This window comes from Streptomyces sp. NPDC059788 (assembly GCF_042732265.1).
Classification (GTDB): domain Bacteria; phylum Actinomycetota; class Actinomycetes; order Streptomycetales; family Streptomycetaceae; genus Streptomyces.
In genome coordinates this window covers 36,413-52,914 of the sequence record NZ_JBHWHY010000033.1, presented here as the reverse complement: position 1 = coordinate 52,914, position 16,502 = coordinate 36,413, and the positions used below count along the sequence as shown (strand labels likewise).

The window sequence follows — 16,502 nt, the reverse complement described above, 5'->3', positions numbered from 1 at the left end:
CCGATTCCGGGCGGGGCCCTGCGCGTTGCCGTGGACCTCGTTTCCGTGGACCTCGTTTCCGTACGCCTAGCAGGGCACCCGGAATCCCTCCGCCGAGGGCCGCCCGGCGGCGAGCATCGCGGCCTCGGCCCGCGGCAGCACCGTGCCGTCCGCACGCCGCAGCCGCGGCGGGACGGTGGTCTCGCCGACCCGCGCGCCCGGCGCGCTGCCGTTCTTCACCGTGACCCGGTTCAGCGGCGCGGGCGCGATCCGCCGCCGCTCCTTGACGTACGCCACGAAGCTCTCGAAGTCCCGGTTGTGCCGGAAAGGCCGGGTGAAGCCGGTGAACGCCGGATACCCGTCCTGGTTGAGCAGCGTGTACGAGGGCGCCGCGATCCGGTACGAGCGGGACACGTCCAGCGCGGTGCCGTCGATGAACACATCGGCCGGGTCGACCCGGTCGCCCGCCGCGCCCGTCGCGTCGAAGCTGTAGCGGACGTTGCCGGAGACCGCCAGCGGCGCGTACTTCAGACCGCCGCCCGCGGGCACGGTCCACTGCTGCTCCAGCGCGTCGTGGATCTGCTGCCCGGTGACGGTGGCCGTGACGATCGGGTCGCCGAAGCCCACCGCGTTCCACGCCTTGCCGAAGGCGACCGTGCCGCCCGACGCGGTGTCATAGGTGAGGTCCGCGGCGATGATGGCCTGCCCGATGCGCGGCGCGATGGCGATGACGGCCAGTTCGGCGGGGGTCGCCGGGTCGAGGTTGGCGTCGTTCATCGGGCCCTGGGGCTGCTGCCCGGCCCACAGCGCCCAGTCGGCCACCAGGTCGCCCATGGTGCTCTCGCCCGCCGCGTTGCGGGTCCGGGTGAAGGAGGCGGTCTGCTTGCCGAGGGCGACGGCCGCGCGCCGGGTGCCGTACCCGGCCCAGTACTTGACGACGTCGGCCAGCTCCGGATGCGGCGCCACGTCCCGGGTGTTGGGGTGGTTGGTGGAGGTGGTCAGCGCGCGGACGACCTTGCCGGTGGCCGGGTCCAGCCGGAGGTTGATCTCGTTGATGAGCTGGCCGTGGCAGCCGGCCTCGACGAACGGGCGGGGTACGCCGTCCGGGTCCGGCACCATCATGTTGAAGGCGGTGTGCCAGTGGCCGCAGACGATGGCGTCGATGTCCGGCGAGGCGCGAAGTGCCAGTTCGTAGGCGGGGCCCGAGGGGTTGGTGCCGCTGTTGAAGTCGCCGCCGGCCACCGCGCCGTCGTGCATGCTCAGCACGATCGCGTTCACGCCGCGGGACTTCAGTTCGGCGGCGCAGCGGTTGGCGGTGGCCAGCTGGTCGAGGGTGCGCAGCCCCGGCTGGTAGGAGGCGGGCATGGTCTCGGTGCCGATGGCGGTCAGGTGGATGAAGCCGATCGGCAGCCGCCGTCCCCGGCCGGCGTCCACCCACTCGATGTTGTACGGCGGCAGCACCCGCTCCCCGCTGGCGGACCACACCGTGTTGGCGCTGTAGTACGCGAAGTCGGCGCCGTGGAAGCGCTGTCCGGAGGAGTCGACGAAGGAGTTGTCCCAGTCGACCGTCGGGTAGGAGATGCCGTCCACCATGTGCTGGGAGAGGAAGGCGGGCGACTTGTCGAACTCGTGGTTGCCGGCCGAGGCGAAGTCCATGCCCATGCGGTTCAAGGCTTCGATGGTCGGCTCGTCGGCGAGCGACTCGGCGGGGAACTCCCAGCCGGAGAAGAGGTCTCCGGGCGCGAAGAAAAGGGAGTTGGCGCGGCCCGCCCGCAGCCGTTCGAGGTGCGCGGCCATGTAGGCCACGCCGCCCACCGTGTACTTCCTGCCGCCGGCGCCGGTGATGACCGAGCTGCTGCCCGGCGCCGCCTGGAGATAGCCGTGCAGGTCGGTGATGTTGAGCAGTTGCACGTCCACGTACTCGTCCGCCGACCCGGCGTCGCGTGCGTGGCCGGAGGCGAAGGCGTGGGTGCCGACCGCGGTGGCGGTGGCCAGAGCCCCCGCCGCGGTGAAGAAGATGCGTCTGCCGAGCTCTGCCAAGGTCTTCACCCTCCTGAGATTGCCCGAGTGCGGGGGGATGCCTGGAGAGTCAAACGAGCCATGGGAGCCTGCCGGCCCACAGGAGGCGGCCGGAACGTGAACGGGCGGGGGACAACAGCCGCCCCCCGCCCGGTGATCCGAGGATCACCCGTCTCAGTGATGCGCCGCCTCGGGCACGGATTCCGGTTCGACGGGGCTGTCCTCCAGCCGCTGGCCGCGCAGCAGGAACCACGCGGCGCAGGCGGCGGCGAGCAGCACGGTCGCGCCGACCCCAGCCGCGGTGTCCAGGCCGTCGACGAAGGAGTGCTGGGCGGCCTTCAGCAGGCCGGCCCCGGTGTCGGCCGGGAGCGAGCCGGACGCCTCCACGGCGCCGCCGAGCGACTCCCTGGCGGCTTTGGCGGTCGTCTCGGGCACGCCCGCCGGGGTGGCGAAGCCCCGGTAGATGCTGGTGACGATGGAGCCGAGCAGCGCGATGCCGAGCGCGGCGCCCAGTTCGTACGCCGTCTCCGAGACCGCGGACGCGGCGCCCGCCTGCTCCTTGGGCACGCTGGAGAGGATCACGTCCGCGGTGACGGTGAACGCGAAGCCCGCGCCGATGCCGACGACGAACAGGATCGTGCCGAGGGTCAGCGTGCTGGTGTCCTGGCTCAGGCCGATGCAGCCGGCCAGGGCGAGGCCGACCACCGCCAGGCCGCCGGCGACGACGAGCCGTACGGACAGCCGCCGCGCCACGAATCCGGCGGCGAGCCCCGCGCCCACCGCGCCGATCGCCGCGGGCAGTTCGACCAGCCCCGCGTTGAGCGGCGAGCGCAGCTGCACCATCTGGAGGAACTGCGAGAGGAAGAAGACCAGTCCGGACAGTCCCAGGATGGTCAGCAGGTCGGCCAGTACGGCGCCGGAGAAGCCGCGGTGCTGGAAGAGCTTCATGTCCAGCAGCGGCGAGTCCAGGGTCCGCTGCCGCCGTACGAAGGTGACCAGCGCGAACGCCCCGAGGACGCCGGCCGCCGCGATGTCCCAGCGGAAGCCGTGCACCGACGCTTCCTTGATCGCGTAGACGATGCCGACCATGCCGACGAGGGACAGGCCGACGCTGGGCAGGTCCCACGGGCCGGGATCGGGGTTGCGGGACTCCGGCAGCACCTTGGCGCCGACGATCACCAGCAGCGCCATCACGGGCAGGTTGATCAGAAAGACCGAGCCCCACCAGAAGTGGCCGAGCAGGAAGCCGCCGAGCACCGGGCCGACGGCCGCGCCGGCCGAGGCCATGGCGCCCCAGATGCCGATGGCCAGGCTGCGTTCCCTGGGGTCGTGGAAGAGGTTGCGGATCAGGGCCAGGGTGGACGGCATCAGCGTCGCGCCCGCCACGCCCAGCAGGGCGCGCGCCGCGATCATCATGGCCGGGGTACCGGCGTACGCCGCGAGCACCGACATGGCGCCGAACACGACCGACCCGGTCAGCAGCAGCTTCTTGCGGCCGATGCGGTCGCCGAGGCTGCCCATGGAGACCAGCAGACCGGCGATGACGAACGAGTAGACGTCGCCGATCCACAGCAGCTGCGTGCCGGAGGGGCGCAGGTCCTCGCTGAGGAAGGGGGTGGCGAGGCCCAGGACGGTGGCGTCCACGCCGACCAGCAGGACGGCGAGGACGAGGACGGCGAGCGCGAGCCAGCGTCCGGGGCGGGGCTGGTGCTCCGCGGTGGCACCGGTGTGGTCCGCGGTCTCCTTGGCGGGCTTGCTCATTTCTCCATGCTCCGTCGGATGCCGCCGAGCAGCAGCTCGGCGATCGAATGGTTGAGGTCCCTGCGGGCGACGCGCCCCTCGTGCACGGCCCACGCGCCGGCGCCGATCAGTCCGTACAGCGCCTCGGTGAGCCAGACGGGCGTCAGGTCGATACGGAGGTCGCCCTCCTCCTGGCCGCGCCGGAACAGCGCGTGGATACGGGCGTCCAGCACCGCCCAGCCCTCGTTGATCCCTTCGCCCTCGAAGAGCTGGTTCTCGGTGTAGAGGAAGGACAGGATGCCGGCGACCGGCTCGGCCTCGGCGATCAGCCTGCGCAGGGCCGAGATCGCGTCGTCCTCGTCGAGGCGGGCCGCGTCCAGCGCCGCGGTGAACTGCCGTATGCCCAGTTCCTCCAGCGCCTTGATCAGGGCGTCGCGGCCCGCGAAGTGGCGGTGCAGGGTGGCGCGGCTGATGCCGGCGGCCTTGGCGATCTCGTCCATGCCGGCGGTCGCCTTGCGGGTGAGCAGGCCGGCGGCCTCTTTCAGTACGTGTTCACGGTCTACGGCCATGAGACAGAGCATAGCCGAATGAGACAGTGATGTCTCATTCGATTCGCACGGGTCTCCCGTACTCGCCGCCACAGCGGAACGGCCGCGGCCCCCTCGGAGGAGTCCGAGGGGGCTGCGGCCCGGGAAGCGAGCGCCGCCGTCCGGCGCTCGGCATCCGGCATCCCGTACGGGAAGGCTCAGCGCTTCGCGTCCGCCCACGCCCGCTGCGTGGCCAGGTCCGCCTTGACCTCCGCCAGCTGCACGGCGACGGCGGACGGCGCGGTGCCGCCCCGGCCGCTGCGCGAGGCGAGCGCGCCGGGCACGTTCAAGACCGTGCGGACCTCCGGCGTCAGGTGCGGCGAGATCGCGGCGAACTGCTCGTCGCTCAGCTCGTCCAGCTCGATGCCGTGCCGCTCGCACTCCTTGACGCACTCCCCCGCGACCTCGTGCGCCACCCGGAACGGCACGCCCTGCCGTACGAGCCATTCGGCGATGTCCGTGGCCAGCGAGAAGCCCGCCGGGGCCAGCTCCGCCATGCGCTCCCGGTTGACGGTCAGCGTGGCCATCATCCCGGTGAACGCCGGCAGCAGGATCTCCAGCTGGTCGCAGGAGTCGAAGACCGGCTCCTTGTCCTCCTGGAGGTCGCGGTTGTAGGCCAGCGGCAGCGCCTTGAGGGTGGTCAGCAGGCCCGTCAGGTTGCCGACGAGCCGGCCGGACTTGCCGCGCGCCAGCTCGGCGATGTCCGGGTTCTTCTTCTGCGGCATGATCGAGGAGCCGGTGGAGAAGGCGTCGTGCAGGGTCACGAAGGAGAACTCCTTCGTGTTCCAGATGATGATCTCCTCGGCGATCCGGGACAGGTCCACGCCGGTCATCGCGGTGATGAAGGCGAACTCGGCGACGAAGTCCCGGGACGCCGTCCCGTCGATGGAGTTGGCCGAGCTGCCGCCCTCGAACCCGAGATCGGCGGCGACCGCCTCCGGGTCCAGCCCGAGCGAGGAACCCGCCAGCGCCCCCGATCCGTACGGCGAGACGGCCGTCCGCTCGTCCCACTGCCGCAGCCGCTCCGCGTTCCGCGACAGCGCCTGGACGTGCGCGAGGACGTGGTGCGCGAACAGCACCGGCTGGGCGTGCTGGAGGTGCGTACGGCCCGGCATCGCGACGTCCGGGTGCGCCTCGGCGAGGCCGACCAGCGCCTCCTGGAGGTCCGCGATCAGCCCGCCGATGATCCGGGCGTGGTCGCGCAGGTACATCCGGAAGAGCGTGGCGACCTGGTCGTTACGGGACCGCCCGGCCCGCAGCTTGCCCCCGAGGTCCGGGCCGAGCCGCTCCAGCAGCCCGCGCTCCAGCGCGGTGTGCACGTCCTCGTCGGCGATGGTGCCGACGAAACTACCGTCCGCGACATCGGCCTCCAGCCGGTCGAGCCCCCCGAGCATCCGGGTGAGCTCGTCCTCGCTGAGCAGCCCCGCCTTGTGCAGCACACGCGCGTGGGCACGGGATCCGGCGATGTCGTACGGCGCCAGCCGCCAGTCGAAGTGGACGGAGGCGGACAGCTTCGCCAGGGCCTCGGCGGGACCGTCGGCGAACCGTCCGCCCCAGAGCCGGACGTCACCGCTGTTGCTGCTCACTTGCTCAGCTCCTCGTGGATGGTGAGATGAACGGTCCCCGGCAGCCGGTCGGACCGGCCACCGGGGACGGAGCCGGGGTGGCACCCCGGCTCGCACCGCGTGTCGTGCTTACGCCAGGTCCCGCTTCGCGGCGATCTTCGACGACATCCCGAAGATCTCGATGAAGCCCTTGGACAGCGACTGGTCGAAGGTGTCGCCCGTGTCGTACGTCGCCAGGTTGAAGTCGTACAGCGACTGCTCGGACCGCCGCCCGGTGACCACCGCGCGCCCGCCGTGCAGGGTCATCCGGATGTCACCGGAGACCGCCTGGTTCGCCTCGTCGATGAACCCGTCCAGCGCCCGCTTCAGCGGCGAGAACCACAGGCCGTCGTAGACCAGCTCGCCCCACCGCTGCTCGACCTGCCGCTTGTAGCGGGCCAGCTCGCGCTCGACGGTGACGCTCTCCAGCTCCTGGTGGGCGGTGATCAGCGCGATCGCGCCGGGCGCCTCGTAGACCTCGCGGGACTTGATGCCGACCAGCCGGTCCTCGACCATGTCGATCCGGCCGATGCCGTGCGCGCCGGCCCGCTCGTTCAGCTGCTGGATCGCCTGCAGTACGGAGACGGGCTTGCCGTCGATCGCGACCGGCACCCCCTCCTTGAAGGTGATGACCAGCTCGTCGGCCTCCCGGGGCAGCGCCGGGTTCTGCGTGTACTCGTACACGTCCTCGATCGGCGCGTTCCAGATGTCCTCCAGGAAGCCGGTCTCCACGGCCCGCCCGAAGACGTTCTGGTCGATCGAGTACGGCGACTTCTTGGTCGTCGTGATCGGCAGGTTCTTGCTCTCGCAGAACGCGATGGCCTTGTCCCGCGTCATCGCGTAGTCCCGGACCGGGGCGATGCACTTCAGGTCGGGCGCCAGGGAGGAGATCCCGGCCTCGAACCGCACCTGGTCGTTGCCCTTGCCGGTGCAGCCGTGGGCGACGGTGCTCGCGCCGTGCTTCTTGGCGGCGGCGACCAGGTGCTTGACGATCGTGGGCCGCGACAGCGCGGAGACCAGCGGGTACCGGTCCATGTACAGCGCGTTGGCCTTGATCGCCGGCAGGCAGTACTCGTCGGCGAACTCGTCCTTGGCGTCCGCGACCTCGGCCTCGACCGCACCACAGGCGAGCGCGCGCTTGCGGATGACGTCCAGGTCTTCACCGCCCTGGCCGACATCCACAGCCACGGCGATGACCTCGGCGCCCGTCTCCTCGGCGATCCAGCCGATGGCGACGGAGGTGTCCAGGCCGCCCGAGTAGGCGAGTACGACGCGCTCGGTCACGGGTTTCTCCTTACGGTGCATTCACTGATGGGTATAACTATGCACTCCACCGCATGATTCGTCAACGCGCACCACACGAATGGCGCAGTCCCTACGCAGGAACCGCGCCAAAACGCCGGATACGGGCCGCCCCGCTCCCCCTCGCCACCCCCACCCCTCCCTCTCCCCCGCCCCCCTCCTACTCCTCCCCCAGCACCTCCACCAGCACGGTCACATGACTCAGCGCCAAGTCCTTGGTGGCGGTCAACAGGGTCAGCGGACCCGCCGCCGCCCGCTCCCGCAGCCCTTCGAGCGCCTCCGCGGCCGGAGAACCGGCCAGCTCCTCCCGATAGCGCTCGGCGAACTCCTCGTACCGCTCGCCCCGGTGCCCGTACCAGGTACGCAGCTCCTTCGACGGCGCCACGTCCTTGCACCACTCGTCCAGCCGGGCCGCGTCCTTCGCCACACCCCGAGGCCACAACCGGTCGACGAGCACCCGCGCACCGTCCTCAGCCTCCGGCGCCTCGTACACCCGCCGCTGCCGGACCTCTTTACGGTGACCACCCATACCGCCATGCAACCACGCGCCGAAGGGCCCCGCCCGCCCCTTTTGGACCGTTCTGCACCCCCACGGGGGCCCCGCTTTGGATTCAGGGGCCAGTACAGGGTATTTTTCTTGTGCACGCCGCGACCGGGGAAACCCGGCCGAAGCGAGCACCGGGACGTGGCGCAGCTTGGTAGCGCACTTGACTGGGGGTCAAGGGGTCGCAGGTTCAAATCCTGTCGTCCCGACTCGTGAGAGTCGCAGGTGAGGGCCTTGTTTCACTTCGGTGGGACGGGGCCCTCGATCGTTTTCCCCACCCGGCGCGGTTCCCTTCCGGGCGGTCGAAACGGTCAGTCGTGCTGCCGCAGCGCCTCCACCAGCAGGCGTCCCTGCTTCGCGCCCGCGCGGATCAGTGCGGCGGCCGTGACGTGCAACTCGTTCCAGGAGTGCGGGCGGCCGATCGTGGCGGCGTCGGGGACGAGCGGGAGTGCTACGGCCAATGCCTCGGCGGCCTCTCCGGCCCCGGCGTACGCATGGGCCAGGCAGCATCCGTACCAGGTACGGTCACGCCGGTAGCCGTCAGCCAGGCCGGCGAGCCCGGTACGCAGGTGCGCGATGGCGTCGCCCCGGTCCCGCAGATGCATGGCGATCATGCCGCGCTGGAGCGTGAACCAGGTGTCGCCGTAGAAGTACATCCACGCGGGCTCGTCCTCCGGATGCTCGGACGCCCGGGTGATCAGTGCCTGGGCCTCGTCGAGCAGACGGTGGGCGTCGCTGCCGGCACCGTTGAGGGCGTGGCCCCGGGCAGCCATCTGCGCCGCCATTCCCCGTACGCCGGGGGACGCGTCCGGGGCCGACCGGCGCGCCGCTTCGGCCAGACGTACGGCACGGTCGCCCCGGCCGCCGGACCATGCCATGTGGGCCTTCATGCTCAGTGTCGTGGCCGCCATGTCCGCGTCCCCTGCCTCCAGCGCCCATTCGTGGCTGCGGTCGTAGCAGGTGAGAGCGGCGGTGGTCTGCCCCTGGTCCTGGGCCATCCACGCGAGGAACTGGGCGTGTTCGGCGGCGAGCCGGATCACCCGGTCCGCGAGCGGGCCCCGGGCGCCGGCGAAGAGGTCCACGACGGCCCGCAGTTGCTGCCGCATCAGGCCCACCAGCGGACGCGAACCGATCAGGTCTTCGGCGGAACGGTGCTCGGCGAGCAGCCTGTCCAGCCAGTCCAGCGTGGCAGTGTCCACCTTGTGAGTGGCGTCGGCTGTGCCGGTGAGGCGTGCGAGCAGGTCTTCGTCCGGCCCCGCGCCGGGCAGTGCGAGTCCCGGTACGGGCTGACGGTCCGGACTCGCCACGTGTGACGGCGCTTTCAGCCCGTCGACGATGCGCTGCCGCACTTCGCCGGACGTGACCCGGCGACGCCCGCGCTCGATGTCGGAGACGTCCGGCTGCACCAGTCCGACGAGTTCGCCGACCCTGGTCTGGGAGAGCCCGGAGAGCCTGCGGTAGGTGCGCAGGACGGCGCCCCAGTCTTCGGCGGCGAGCGCCGAAAGCAGTTCCGGGTGGGACCAGATGCTGAGGCCGGGTGCCGTCATACGGCGAATATAGGGCGGCCTATAGGACGACGGGATGGGGGTGGTGCCCGCTCGTCCCGATGATCGGTCCGTAAACCCCGGCGGCTGCGCGGACGGCCGCGGGATGCGACCGACCTGAAAGGGCGCATCGGCATGGCACACGTCGCCGAAACCCTGCCCCGCACACCGGAGAGCGCGGCAACCGCCAGACGTCTGGTGCACAACGCCCTCTCCGCATGGGGGCTGGAGGAGTTGGCCGGAGACGGAGCCTTGATCGTTTCGGAGCTGGTGTCCAACGCCGTTCAGCACGCGCGGAGCCGTTCCATCCGGGTCACGATCACCCGGCCAGAGGCGGCGAGGGTGCGCATCGGGGTCGTGGACAAATCGAAGAGATTGCCGATGTCCCGGCAACCGGACGGCGAGGACGAACACGGGCGTGGCCTGACTCTCGTCGAAGCGCTGTCGAGGTACTGGGGCACCGATCCCCTGCCATGGGGCAAGCGGGTGTGGGCGGAGCTGCACGAGATGGAGCGAGGATGAGCGGCGAGCGGGACCCGTGGGTGGGCGACCTGGTTCATGACGAGGACGCCGCGCACCCATCAGCCCCGCGCCCGTACGCCGCCCCTCACCCCACCCTCCGCCCGCCCCGGATCACCGCGACCACGTCGTGCACCGCCGCGGCGTTCGAGAGCGGATCCCCGCCCACCGCGACCAGATCCGCGTCGTACCCCGCCGCGATCCGTCCCTTCCGGTCGCCCAGGCCGCAGACCAGCGCTGCCGTCGATGTCGCCGCCCGCAGGGCCTGGACCGGGGTGAAGCCGAAGTCGGTCATGGCGGTGATGCCGTACGGGTGGCTGCCGTGGGCCTTGACCGGGAAGATGCCGGAGTCGCTGCCGAGGGACAGCGGGACGCCGGCTTCGCGGAGGGTGGCGAGGCCGGTGATGAGGGACGGGATGCGGCGGGCGATGTGGGCCGGTGGGGGCGGGCCGCCGGGGAGGGCGCCGAGGGTGAGGGAGGCGGTGGTGCCGCGGTGGACCATGTCCTCGATCACCCGGCGGTCGAAGTCGACGCCGGTCTCGGTGAGGAAGAAGCAGTGTTCGATGGTGTCGAAGCCGGCGGCGACCGCTTCGCGGATGCCGGTGACGGCGTGGGCGTGGGCGGTGACGGGCAGCCGGTGGCGGTGGGCCTCGTCGACGATGGCGCGCAGTTCGTCGCGGCCGTACTGGACGCTGTACGGGTCCGATCCGGGGGTCAGGTCGCCGCCGGTCACCATGACTTTGACGACGTCGACGCCGCGTTCGGCCCGTTCGCGTACGGCCGCGCGGACGCCGTCGACGCCTTCCGCCCGGCCGCCGAGGAACCAGCAGTGGCCGCGGGTGGTGGTGAGGGGCGGGCCGGAGGCGACGACGTGGGGGCCCGCGGCCGGGTCGCGGGCCGTCTCGGCGCGCAGCCGCAGGGTGAGGTATCCGCGGTCGCCGAGGTCTCGTACGGTCGTCACCCCGGCGGCGAGCGAGGCCCGTGCGGCGGCCCGGACGCGGTGCAGGAGGGTGGTGTCGTCGGCGTCCGTGAGCCGGCCGATGACGTCGTCGCTCGCGTCGAACGCCAGGTGGGTGTGGGTGTCGATGAAGCCGGGGAGGAGGGTGGCGGCGCCCAGGTCGAGGATCTCGGTGCCGATCAGCGGGACCCCGCCGGGGCGTACCGCTGCGATCCGGCCGTTTTCGATCAGTACGGTGGGCCGCTCGACCAGTCCCGGCCCCACCCCGTCGAACAGCGCTCGCGCGCGTACTGCCAGCATCGGTCCTCCCGTGCCGCCCGGCCGCGGCGGCCGGGCGGGGCCCCAGTACACAGGGGCCGGGCGGGTGACGGGGCGGGGACCGGCCGGGTCAGCGCGCCTTCTGCGCCAGATTCAGCAGGTGGTCGGCGAGGGCCTGGCCGCCGGCCGGGTCGCGGCTGATGAGCATCAGCGTGTCGTCGCCGGCGATGGTGCCGAGGATGTCGTGCAGTTCGGCCTGGTCGATGGCGGAGGCGAGGAACTGTGCGGCGCCGGGCGGGGTGCGCAGGACCACGAGGTTGGCGGACGCCTCGGCGGAGATGAGCAGTTCGCCGGAGAGCCGGCGCATCCGCTCCTCCTTGGCGGACTCCCCCAGCGGCGCCCGCGGCTTGCGGTCGCCGCCCTCGCTCGGTACCGCGTAGATCAGCTCCCCGCCGGTGTTGCGGATCTTCACCGCGCCCAGTTCGTCCAGGTCGCGCGAGAGCGTGGCCTGGGTGACGGACAGGCCGTCGTCGGCGAGCAGCTTGGCCAGCTGGCTCTGGGAGCGGACGGCCTGCCGGTTGAGGATGTCCACGATCCGGCGGTGGCGGGCGGTGCGGGTCTGCGGTACGGCAGGTCCCCCGTGCAGCGTCTCGTTGTCCTGCGCCTCGGTCATCGTTGTCGTCAGTCTCCGGATTGTTGTACCCCGTGTGCCCCTGCGAGGGCCGCGTCGAGGACGGCGGGGAGCTTCCGGAGGAACGTATCCGCTTCGTCGTCCGAGACGATCAGCGGCGGGGCGAGCCGGATGACGTCCGGCGCGACCGCGTTCACCAGGAGGCCCGCGTCCTGAGCCGCTCGCTGCACCTGCGGTGCGACGGGCTCGGACAAGACGATACCCAGGAGCAGCCCCGCGCCGCGGACCTGGCCGACGAGCGGGTGCGCCGATGCCTCGATCCCGCCACGCAGCCGCTCGCCCACCCGCTTGACGTGGTCGAGGAGGCCGTCGGCCTCGATGGTGTCCAGTACGGCGAGGGCGCCCGCGCACACGACGGGGTTGCCGCTGAACGTCGAACCGTGCGATCCGGGGGTGAGGAGGTCGGCGGCCGGGCCGAAGGCGAGGGTGGCGCCGATGGGCAGGCCGCCGCCGAGGCCCTTGGCGAGCGTGATCACGTCGGCCTCGACGCCCTGGGCCTGCGAGTGGAGCCAGTGTCCGGTGCGGCCGATGCCGGTCTGGATCTCGTCCAGTACGAGCAGGGTGCCGGTGGCGGCGGTGATCTCGCGGGCGGCGGCGAGGTAGCCGGGGGGTGGGACGACCACGCCGTTCTCGCCCTGGACCGGTTCGACGACGACGAGGGCGGTGTCGGTGGTGACGGCGGCGCGCAGCGCTTCGGTGTCCCCGTACGGGACGAAGTCGACGTCGCCGGGGAGCGGCCGGAAGGGGGCCTGCTTGGCGGGCTGGCCGGTGAGGGCGAGGGCGCCCATGGTGCGGCCGTGGAAGCCGCCGACCGTGGAGACCATGCGCGTACGCCCGGTCAGCCGGCCGATCTTGAAGGCGGCCTCGTTGGCCTCCGCGCCGGAGTTGGAGAAGTAGACCCGGCCGGGGCGGCCGGCGATCCGCAGCAGCCGTTCGGCCAGCGTGACGGTCGGTTCGGCGACGAAGAGGTTGGAGACGTGGCCCAGGGTGGCGATCTGCTCGGAGACCGCGCGGACGACGGCGGGGTGGGCGTGGCCGAGGGCGTTGACGGCGATGCCGCCGAGGAAGTCGAGGTACGCGTTGCCGTCGGCGTCCCAGACCTGGACGCCCTCGCCGCGTACGAGGGGGACGCGGGGGGTGCCGAAGTTGTCCATCATGGCGCCCTGCCAGCGCTCGGTGAGCGCCGTGTTGGAGGCCGTCCCCCACGTGGTGGGCGTTGCTTCCGTGGCCGTGTCGCTCATGCCGCTCCCGCCTTCTCGCGCTCGCCGATGTCCGCCGCGCCGCCGCCCGTGGCGCCGGTGGCCGCCGGCCCGTCCGGCACGACCATCGTGCCGATGCCCTCGTCCGTGAAGATCTCCAGCAGGATCGAGTGCTGGACCCGGCCGTCGATGACCCGGGCGGTGTGCACACCGTTGCGTACGGCGTGCAGGCAGCCGCGCATCTTCGGCACCATGCCGCTGGCCAGGTCGGGCAGCAGCTTCTCCAGCTCGGTGGCGGTGAGCCGGGAGATCACCTCGTCGCTGCGCGGCCAGTCCTCGTACAGGCCCTCCACGTCGGTGAGGACCATCAGCGTCTCCGCGCCGAGGGCCGCGGCCAGGGCCGCCGCGGCGGTGTCGGCGTTGACGTTGAAGACGCCGGTCCCGTCGCCCTCGTCGGCGCTGCGGGCGACGGAGGAGATGACCGGGATGCGGCCGTCGTCCAGCAGTGCCCGTACGGCCCCGGGGTCGATGGCGGTGACCTCGCCGACCCGCCCGAGGTCCACCCGCTCGCCGTTCACCTCGGCGTAGTGCCGGGTGGCGGACATCAGGTGGGCGTCCTCGCCGGTCATGCCGACGGCGAGCGGGCCGTGCTGGTTGAGCAGCCCGACCAGTTCGCGCTGCACCTGTCCGGCGAGCACCATCCGTACGACGTCCATGGCCTCGGGAGTGGTGACCCGCAGGCCCGCCTTGAACTCCGACGCCAGGCCGAGCCGGTCGAGCTGGGCGCTGATCTGCGGGCCGCCGCCGTGCACGACGACCGGGCGCAGTCCGGCGTGCCGCAGGAAGACGACGTCCTGCGCGAAGGCGGCCTTCAGCTCCTCGTCGACCATGGCGTTGCCGCCGAACTTGATGACGACGGTCTTGCCGTGGTGCCGGGTCAGCCAGGGCAGCGCCTCGATGAGGGTGCGGGCCTTGGGGAGCGCGGTGTGCTTGCGGGTGCTCATGAGGAGTACGCGCTGTTCTCGTGGACGTAGTCGGCGGTGAGGTCGTTCGCCCAGATCACCGCGGACTCGGTGCCCGCGCTGAGGTCGGCGGTGATCCGTACCTCCCGGTAGCGCATGTCGACCAGGTCCCGGTCCTCGCCCACCGAACCGTTCTTGCAGACCCATACGTCGTTGATGGCGACGTTCAGCCGGTCCGGGTCGAAGACGGCGGAGGTGGTGCCGATGGCGGACAGCACCCGGCCCCAGTTCGGGTCCTCACCATGAATGGCGCACTTCAGCAGATTGTTCCGGGCGATGGACCGGCCCACCTCGACGGCGTCGTCCTCGCTCGCCGCGCCCACGACCTCGATACGGATGTCCTTGCTCGCGCCCTCCGCGTCCCCGATGAGCTGCCGCGCCAGGTCGTCGCAGACCGTACGGACCGCGTCCGCGAACGCGTCGTACTCCGGAACCTCCCCGGACGCCCCCGAGGCCAGCAGCAGCACCGTGTCGTTCGTGGACATGCAGCCGTCGGAGTCGACCCGGTCGAAGGTCGTGCGCGTCGCGTCGCGCAGCGCCCGGTCCAGGACCGGCGGGTCCAGGTCGGCGTCGGTGGTCAGCACCACGAGCATGGTGGCAAGCCCCGGCGCGAGCATGCCCGCGCCCTTGGCCATGCCGCCGACCGTCCAGCCGTCCTTCGAGACCACGGCGGTCTTGTGCACGCTGTCGGTGGTCTTGATCGCGATGGCGGCCTTCTCCCCGCCGTGCACGCTGAGGTCGACGGCGGCCTTCTCGATCCCCGGCAGCAGCTTGTCCATGGGCAGCCGTAGGCCGATCAGTCCCGTCGAGGCGATGGCGACCTCCCCCGCGCTGTGCCCCTTGAGCACCTCCGCCGCCTTCTCCGCGGTCGCGTGGGTGTCCTGGAAGCCCTCGGGTCCCGTGCAGGCGTTGGCGCCGCCGGAGTTGAGGACGACGGCCGAGACCCGGCCGCCCTTGAGGACCTGCTCCGACCAGAGCACCGGGGCGGCCTTGACGCGGTTGGCGGTGAAGACGCCTGCGGCGGCCTGTCGCGGTCCGTTGTTCACCACCAGGGCGAGGTCCGGGTTCCCGTTCTCCTTGATCCCGGCGGCGATGCCCGCCGCCGAGAAACCCTTGGCTGCCGTGACGCTCACGGTGCGACTCCGATCGTAGAGAGCCCGGTGGCCTCGTCGAGGCCGAGGGCGATGTTCATGCTCTGCACCGCGCCGCCGGCGGTGCCCTTCGTCAGGTTGTCGATGGCGCAGATCACGACGATCCGGCCGGCCGCCGCGTCGTGGGCGACCTGCACCAGCGCGGTGTTCGACCCGTACACGGCCGCCGTGGACGGCCACTGCCCCTCCGGCAGCAGCCGGACGAACGGCTCGTCGCCCAGCGCCTTCTCGTACGCGGCCCGCAGGTCGGCGGCGTCCACGCCGGGCCGGGCCTTCGCGGAGCAGGTGGCCAGGATGCCGCGGGGCATGGGCGCGAGCGTCGGCGTGAAGGAGACGGTGACCGGCTCCCCCGCCGCGGCGCCCAGGTTCTGCGCCATCTCCGGCGTGTGCCGGTGCACGCCGCCCACGCCGTACGGGCTCATCGAGCCCATCACCTCGCTGCCCAGCAGGTGCGGCTTGGGCGCCTTGCCCGCGCCCGAGGCGCCCGAGGCGGCGACCACGACGGCCTCCGGCTCGGCGAGCCCCGCCGCGTACGCCGGGAAGAGGGCGAGCGAGACGGCCGTCGGATAACAGCCCGGGACCGCGATACGCCGGGCCCCGCGCAGCGCCTCCCGCGCGCCGGGCAGCTCGGGCAGGCCGTACGGCCAGGTGCCGGCGTGCGGCGAGCCGTAGAACTTCTCCCAGTCGGCGGCGTCCGCCAGCCGGAAGTCCGCCCCGCAGTCCACGACGAGCACGTCGGGCCCCAGCGCCTCGGCGACCGCGGCGGACTGCCCGTGCGGCAGCGCGAGGAAGACGACGTCGTGCCCGGCCAGCGCCTCGGCGGTCGTGGCCACCAGCTCCCGCCCGGCCAGCGGCACCAGATGCGGCTGCACCGCCCCGAGCCGCTGCCCGGCGTTGCCGTGCGCGGTCACCGCCCCGATCTCCACCTCCGGATGCCCCAGAAGCAGCCGGAGAATCTCACCTCCGGCATACCCGCTCGCTCCGGCAACTGCTGCTCGTACTGCCATGGACCCTCCTCCGTGGAGGTATGACTATACGGAGCCTGGAAGTTTTATGCAATGGTGGGGGTGGTGGATGGTGTGGTTGAGACTGAGCAGCCGATCTGGCGGATGCGCACGCGAGCCGGCGGGACTGAGCAGTTCGGTTGGCGGGCAGAGCAGCGGTCCCGTCGTCGCGCTACGCAGTCTTCACATGCGTACGAGGAGCTGGCAGCCCTACGGCGCCGGGAGCATGAATGCCTCGGTCTGTACGCCGGAAAGCGAGTCCCGCCCTGTGTGGTCGCACGACCGTTCTCTGACTGACCTTGTCGTGCCATACCCCATCGATCCTGCATTTGCGGAGTCTTTGGACACGGGTCCGGGATGGACACGTCGGTGGACGGTGTG

14 protein-coding genes and 1 tRNA gene are annotated in these 16,502 nt (G+C 71.7%); 2 read left to right on the top strand and 13 right to left on the bottom strand.

The genetic code is table 11. The features are described 5' to 3' along the window. Nucleotides 1–66: 66 nt before the first annotated feature. The 6 genes from ACFV57_RS27145 to ACFV57_RS27120 all read right to left on the bottom strand — a co-directional run bounded on the left by ACFV57_RS27145 (nucleotide 67) and on the right by ACFV57_RS27120 (nucleotide 7,760). Nucleotides 67–2,019: a bifunctional metallophosphatase/5'-nucleotidase gene (locus ACFV57_RS27145; RefSeq protein WP_385237793.1), complete on the bottom strand. Its 1,953-nt coding sequence runs from the start codon at nucleotides 2,017–2,019 to the stop codon at nucleotides 67–69. A 153-nt stretch (nucleotides 2,020–2,172) separates the two neighbouring features. Next, nucleotides 2,173–3,759: an MFS transporter gene (locus tag ACFV57_RS27140; RefSeq protein ID WP_385237630.1), complete on the bottom strand. Its 1,587-nt coding sequence runs from the start codon at nucleotides 3,757–3,759 to the stop codon at nucleotides 2,173–2,175. After that, nucleotides 3,756–4,307 carry a TetR/AcrR family transcriptional regulator gene (locus tag ACFV57_RS27135; RefSeq protein WP_385237628.1) on the bottom strand — a complete coding sequence of 184 codons (552 nt, stop codon included), beginning with the start codon at nucleotides 4,305–4,307 and terminating at the stop codon, nucleotides 3,756–3,758. The genes ACFV57_RS27140 and ACFV57_RS27135 overlap by 4 nt, the downstream gene beginning before the upstream one ends. A gap of 176 nt (nucleotides 4,308–4,483) precedes the next feature. Further along, entirely contained in the window at nucleotides 4,484–5,911 is a 1,428-nt protein-coding gene (gene argH / locus ACFV57_RS27130; protein ID WP_385237626.1) for an argininosuccinate lyase, read from the bottom strand. Nucleotides 5,912–6,019: 108 nt separating this feature from the next. Then, nucleotides 6,020–7,213: an argininosuccinate synthase gene (locus ACFV57_RS27125; protein WP_030017294.1), complete on the bottom strand. Its 1,194-nt coding sequence runs from the start codon at nucleotides 7,211–7,213 to the stop codon at nucleotides 6,020–6,022. A 178-nt stretch (nucleotides 7,214–7,391) separates the two neighbouring features. Continuing rightward, nucleotides 7,392–7,760 carry a DUF488 domain-containing protein gene (locus ACFV57_RS27120; RefSeq protein WP_385237622.1) on the bottom strand — a complete coding sequence of 123 codons (369 nt, stop codon included), beginning with the start codon at nucleotides 7,758–7,760 and terminating at the stop codon, nucleotides 7,392–7,394. A 150-nt stretch (nucleotides 7,761–7,910) separates the two neighbouring features. Here ACFV57_RS27120 and ACFV57_RS27115 point away from each other — a divergent pair. Continuing rightward, a tRNA-Pro gene (locus ACFV57_RS27115) sits at nucleotides 7,911–7,984 on the top strand. Nucleotides 7,985–8,086: 102 nt separating this feature from the next. Here ACFV57_RS27115 and ACFV57_RS27110 read toward each other — a convergent pair. Continuing rightward, a complete protein-coding gene (locus ACFV57_RS27110) occupies nucleotides 8,087–9,322 on the bottom strand; it encodes a helix-turn-helix domain-containing protein (RefSeq protein WP_385237619.1) in 1,236 nt (411 codons plus the stop codon). 132 nt (nucleotides 9,323–9,454) lie between these two features. Here ACFV57_RS27110 and ACFV57_RS27105 point away from each other — a divergent pair, with 132 nt between their 5' ends. Then, on the top strand, nucleotides 9,455–9,841 hold the full coding sequence (locus ACFV57_RS27105; RefSeq protein ID WP_385237616.1) for an ATP-binding protein: 387 nt from the start codon (nucleotides 9,455–9,457) through the stop codon (nucleotides 9,839–9,841). An 85-nt stretch (nucleotides 9,842–9,926) separates the two neighbouring features. Here ACFV57_RS27105 and ACFV57_RS27100 read toward each other — a convergent pair whose 3' ends face one another. The 6 genes from ACFV57_RS27100 to argC form a co-directional block, all read right to left on the bottom strand. Then, on the bottom strand, nucleotides 9,927–11,096 hold the full coding sequence (locus tag ACFV57_RS27100) for an amidohydrolase family protein (protein WP_385237612.1): 1,170 nt from the start codon (nucleotides 11,094–11,096) through the stop codon (nucleotides 9,927–9,929). 88 nt (nucleotides 11,097–11,184) lie between these two features. Further along, nucleotides 11,185–11,727 (bottom strand): arginine repressor, encoded by a 543-nt coding sequence (locus tag ACFV57_RS27095; RefSeq protein ID WP_030999552.1) that lies wholly within the window; start codon nucleotides 11,725–11,727, stop codon nucleotides 11,185–11,187. Nucleotides 11,728–11,735: 8 nt separating this feature from the next. Further along, nucleotides 11,736–12,986 carry an acetylornithine transaminase gene (locus ACFV57_RS27090; RefSeq protein WP_385237608.1) on the bottom strand — a complete coding sequence of 417 codons (1,251 nt, stop codon included), beginning with the start codon at nucleotides 12,984–12,986 and terminating at the stop codon, nucleotides 11,736–11,738. Next, entirely contained in the window at nucleotides 12,983–13,948 is a 966-nt protein-coding gene (argB, locus tag ACFV57_RS27085) for an acetylglutamate kinase (protein WP_385237605.1), read from the bottom strand. Before argB ends, ACFV57_RS27090 begins: the two co-directional genes overlap by 4 nt. Next, the gene (argJ, locus tag ACFV57_RS27080) at nucleotides 13,945–15,099 is read right to left on the bottom strand and encodes a bifunctional glutamate N-acetyltransferase/amino-acid acetyltransferase ArgJ (protein ID WP_385237602.1); all 1,155 of its coding nucleotides are present in this window, start codon (nucleotides 15,097–15,099) and stop codon (nucleotides 13,945–13,947) included. Before argJ ends, argB begins: the two co-directional genes overlap by 4 nt. Further along, the gene (gene argC / locus ACFV57_RS27075) at nucleotides 15,096–16,124 is read right to left on the bottom strand and encodes an N-acetyl-gamma-glutamyl-phosphate reductase (RefSeq protein ID WP_385237599.1); all 1,029 of its coding nucleotides are present in this window, start codon (nucleotides 16,122–16,124) and stop codon (nucleotides 15,096–15,098) included. The genes argJ and argC overlap by 4 nt, the downstream gene beginning before the upstream one ends. Nucleotides 16,125–16,502: the final 378 nt, after the last annotated feature.

Bases quoted from the DNA above. Each gene is read 5' to 3' on its own strand.
- ACFV57_RS27135 (WP_385237628.1), bottom strand. From the start codon at position 4,307: ATGGCCGTAGACCGTGAACACGTACTGAAAGAGGCCGCCGGCCTGCTC.
- ACFV57_RS27120 (WP_385237622.1), bottom strand. From the start codon at position 7,760: ATGGGTGGTCACCGTAAAGAGGTCCGGCAGCGGCGGGTGTACGAGGCG.
- argC (WP_385237599.1), bottom strand. From the start codon at position 16,124: ATGGCAGTACGAGCAGCAGTTGCCGGAGCGAGCGGGTATGCCGGAGGT.
- argB (WP_385237605.1), bottom strand. From the start codon at position 13,948: ATGAGCACCCGCAAGCACACCGCGCTCCCCAAGGCCCGCACCCTCATC.
- ACFV57_RS27105 (WP_385237616.1), top strand. From the start codon at position 9,455: ATGGCACACGTCGCCGAAACCCTGCCCCGCACACCGGAGAGCGCGGCA.
- ACFV57_RS27095 (WP_030999552.1), bottom strand. From the start codon at position 11,727: ATGACCGAGGCGCAGGACAACGAGACGCTGCACGGGGGACCTGCCGTA.
- ACFV57_RS27110 (WP_385237619.1), bottom strand. From the start codon at position 9,322: ATGACGGCACCCGGCCTCAGCATCTGGTCCCACCCGGAACTGCTTTCG.
- ACFV57_RS27100 (WP_385237612.1), bottom strand. From the start codon at position 11,096: ATGCTGGCAGTACGCGCGCGAGCGCTGTTCGACGGGGTGGGGCCGGGA.
- ACFV57_RS27090 (WP_385237608.1), bottom strand. From the start codon at position 12,986: ATGAGCGACACGGCCACGGAAGCAACGCCCACCACGTGGGGGACGGCC.
- ACFV57_RS27140 (WP_385237630.1), bottom strand. From the start codon at position 3,759: ATGAGCAAGCCCGCCAAGGAGACCGCGGACCACACCGGTGCCACCGCG.